The sequence below is a fragment of the Nocardia sp. NPDC058497 genome (assembly GCF_042720195.1).
GTDB lineage: Bacteria > Actinomycetota > Actinomycetes > Mycobacteriales > Mycobacteriaceae > Nocardia.
Genome location: NZ_JBHXMY010000577.1, coordinates 1 through 3,680, shown reverse-complemented (window position 1 = coordinate 3,680; position 3,680 = coordinate 1). Strand labels below are relative to the sequence as shown.

Genomic DNA, 3,680 nt, shown 5'->3' with positions numbered 1-3,680 from the left:
CACGGTGAACTGGCCGCCGTTGAGGGTGTCGACCAGGTTGACCTGCGGGTTGAGTTTGCCCGAGACCGCTGACACGAGAGTGGTGAGCATCGGGTTGTTGGACGCGGCGGTCGCCACCGGGTCCTGAGCCATCCCACTGACCGAGCCGGGGCCGCTGGGTACCTGTGCGGCGTATTCGGCGCACCCCGGCCCGACGAGGCCCGCTGCGGCGGATCCGTTCGCGCCGGACGCGGTCGAGGTCATCGGCGCGGAGGTTGCCGTCGCCGAGGAGGTCGAATCGTCGTCGGTACACGCCGAGGCTCCGAGCACCGAGACGAGAAGCGCTGCCGCCAGGAGGGTAGTGCGCATGGATCGCATTGTCTGTCCGTCATTTCCATAAGGGCGGCGAGATGCCGCGCTGGTTGGTGTGCAACGGAGTTCGGCCAGCCCGTCGGCCCGGATGGCTCCCGATCCAAAATCCTTCGTACTCAGTCCGCTAGACGGATGCGCAGGGTCTCGTAGGTGGGGATGAAGACCTTGCGGCGGTAGCGGCGCTCGACGATCTCCCACGGCCTGCCCGCGGCGGTGAGCGCCGCGAGCAGCGCGGTGAGTTCGGAATGGACGAGCTGCGCGCCCAGGCACAGATGACGGCCGCCGCCGAACCAGAGCTGACGGGTCTCGGGCACGTAGTCGCGGTGCACGCTGAACTCGCCGACCGCGTTGTTGATCGTCCAGGTGAGGATCTTGACGTGCTCGCCCGCGCGTAGCTCGCGCCCGGCGATGGTCACGTCGGCGGTGACCGAGCGCCCGACCAGATAGGCCGGACTGGTCACCCGCAGCGTCTCGCGGACCGCGTCCGGCAGCCGCTCTGGCGCGGCGAGCAGCGCCCGGTGCTGACCGGTGTCGTGCATGATCGCGACCATCCTGGTCATGGCGCTGGCCAGGGTGTCGGTACCGGCCACTGCCATGAGAATCGCGAGCCCCGCCGCGTGCTCGACATCCAGACCCAGCTCGCGGCAGCGCCCGAGGGTGGTGTCGGGATCCGCGCGTGCGTAAGCGCTAGGGACATTGACAGCCAATTGCCCGGCCAGTTCCTTCGCGCGGGCCACCGCGACCGGGTCGAGGGTGGTCGAGGCCATGGTGCCGAAACCGAGGTTGACCAGTTCCTCGACGTGGTGGAACAGCCGCAGGAACAGCGCGTTCAGGTCGTCGGTGTGGTCGCCGCCGATGGCCGCGGCGATGTCCTCGGGGCGCATGCCGACCAGGTCGGACACGCTGCGCCCGACCAGGATCTGCGCGCGGGCGGCGATGTCGACGGTCTCGCCCGCGGCGAGCCGATCGCGCAGATCCCGCAGGTCGGGGCCGATTACGCGCTCCACAAGGGCATCGGTGTGGGTGAGGGTGAACAGGTCGCGCACCTTGGTGCGCAGCTCGGTGTGGCCCGGCCCCTCGAACAGATCCTCGACCCAGTCGCCGATGACCTGCGCCCACCAGTGCCCGGCGGCGCCCTCGGAGACGATGCTGAAGTGCGTGCTGTCGTTGTAGATCTGGCGCGCGACCAGCGGATCGGCAACGAACCAGCCGAGTTTGGGGACCTTGCGTATCGGCCGCGCGATCCTGCCCAGCAGCAGAACGCCAGGCAACCAGGGCTGACCTGCGGCTAGTAGGGTGAGTTCATGGCGTCGGGCAGCACTCCACACCCCGGCACAATCTAGTGGACCGTGACCGAATAGTGAAGGTCTGTGACTAGGATCGGCGAGATGCGCTGATGGCGGATTGTGCATCGCGCGATATTCGGAAGTGAACACATGGTGAGATCGACAATCGAAGCCGTCGGCGCGTATCTGCCGGCCCGCGAGGTGACCACAGCGGAGTTGATGAGCCGGTTGGCCGTCGACGCGCCGTTGGACCTGGAGAAGGTCAGCGGGGTCGTGGCGCGGCGCGTCCGCGGCGTCGACCCGGATGGCGCGGTGGAGGATTCGTTCACCATCGCCTTGGCCGCCGCCCGCGGCGCGCTGGCGAATTCCCGGTACGCCGCCGCCGATCTGGACGTGATCATCTCCTGCTCGATCACCCGCACCCACGGCGAGGACTTCTGCTTCGAGCCGTCCTTCGCGCTGCTGTTGCGCAACGCGCTCGGGGCGACGCGCGCCATCCATTTCGACGTGTCCAACGCGTGCGCCGGGATGATGACCGGAGTCCTGGTGCTGGACAGGATGATTCGATCGGGTGCGGCGCGGCGGGGCATGGTGGTCTCCGGCGAGTGCATCACGCCGATCTCCGACACCGCGGTGCGCGAGATCTCGCAGAAATACGATCCGCAGTTCGCCTCACTCACCGTCGGTGACGCGGGCGCTGCCGTGATCCTCGACGGCACCGACGGACCCGGCCTGGACTACGTCGAGCTCAATACCAGTGCGGCGTTCGCGAAGCTGTGCCTGGGCATGCCGAGCGATCAGGGGCCCGGTGTCGCCCTCTACACCGACAACCGCGCGATGCACAACGAGTCGCGGTACCTGCTGTGGACCTCGCGGCAGCGCGAATTCCTCACCGCCCGCGAGTCCAGCTTCGCCGACGAGGGCTACGACTACCTGATCCATCACCAATTCAGCGGTCCCGCGGTGGAATTGATCGACAAGATCGCCGAGCGCGAGTTCGACTCGGTGATGCCGCCGAAGCTCGCCGTGCTGGACCGATACGGAAATACCGCGTCGACATCGCATTTCGTGGTGTTGCACGACGCAGTGCGGCAGGGTCTGCTCGCGCCGGGGTCCAAGGTGCTGCTCGTGCCCGCCGCCTCCGGGGTGGTCGCCGGGTTTCTGTCGGTGACAATCGGCGATCTGCGGGTATAGGACAGTATGGGAATCATCATTTCTTCGGCCGTGACACAGACCGGCGGAGTCAGTTCGGTGGGCCAGGCGGCCGCCGCCGCGCGTGCCGCGCTGACCGGTGCGGGCTGTACGCCGGAACAGGTCGACGCGCTGATCAATGTCGGGGTGTACCGCGACGCGAACCTCGTCGAACCAGCGGTGGCGGCGCTGATCCAGCAGGCCGCGGGCATCGGCCTGGAGTACCGGCCCGGTGACGTGCCGTGCCTGTCGTTCGACCTGATGAACGGGGCGTGCGGCGTGGTCAATGCCGTCGGTGTCGCCGCGTCGCTGCTGGCCGACCTGCCCGCCGGACACGTGGTCATCGTCTCCGGCGACGCGCACCCGTCCATGCGGGCCGACGCCGACTTCCCGTTCGAACCGGTGGGCGCGGCATTGGTGCTCGAGAATTCCACCGCCGCAGTCGGTTTCGGCGGTGTGCACGTGAGCGCCGGTGACGCGCTGCCCGACCCGCAGGGGTATGTGACGCTGTCGACGATGGGCTCCACCGGCCGGTCGGCCTTGACGGTGGAACTCGGGACCGACACCACCGAACTCGTCGAGCACGCGGTCGCCGCGGCGCGGGAAGCGCTGGCGGCCGACGATATCGACGCGGCCCAGGCCGTGCTCGTGTGCGGCAAGCCGACGCCCGACTTCGCCGCCGCGCTGGCCGCCGAGCTCGGGGTCGGCGCCGTGGTGACCGACGACTTCGCCGGTGACGCACACACGTCCGCGTTGACGGCCGCCTATGTGGCGGCGCGCGATGCCGGGTTGGCGCAACGGCCGCTGCTGTTCGTCGCGGCCGACGGTGGACCCACCGCCGCGGCCGTGACG

The 3,680-nt window shown here is 68.7% G+C and carries 3 protein-coding genes and 1 pseudogene; 2 read left to right on the top strand and 2 right to left on the bottom strand.

What is annotated here, in order from left to right:
* Both ACFWPJ_RS27510 and ACFWPJ_RS27505 read right to left on the bottom strand, forming a co-directional pair.
* A pseudogene (locus tag ACFWPJ_RS27510) lies at window positions 1-357 on the bottom strand (fasciclin domain-containing protein); the annotation flags it as partial.
* A gap of 110 nt (window positions 358-467) precedes the next feature.
* On the bottom strand, window positions 468-1,622 hold the full coding sequence (locus ACFWPJ_RS27505) for a cytochrome P450 (RefSeq protein ID WP_378855598.1): 1,155 nt from the start codon (window positions 1,620-1,622) through the stop codon (window positions 468-470).
* Between the two features lie 165 nt (window positions 1,623-1,787).
* Between ACFWPJ_RS27505 and ACFWPJ_RS27500 the strand changes: the two genes are divergently transcribed.
* A complete protein-coding gene (locus ACFWPJ_RS27500) occupies window positions 1,788-2,831 on the top strand; it encodes a 3-oxoacyl-ACP synthase III family protein (protein ID WP_378855596.1) in 1,044 nt (347 codons plus the stop codon).
* Window positions 2,832-2,861: 30 nt separating this feature from the next.
* Window positions 2,862-3,680 (top strand): hypothetical protein (locus ACFWPJ_RS27495; RefSeq protein WP_378855594.1); only part of this gene is annotated, 819 nt, incomplete at its 3' end.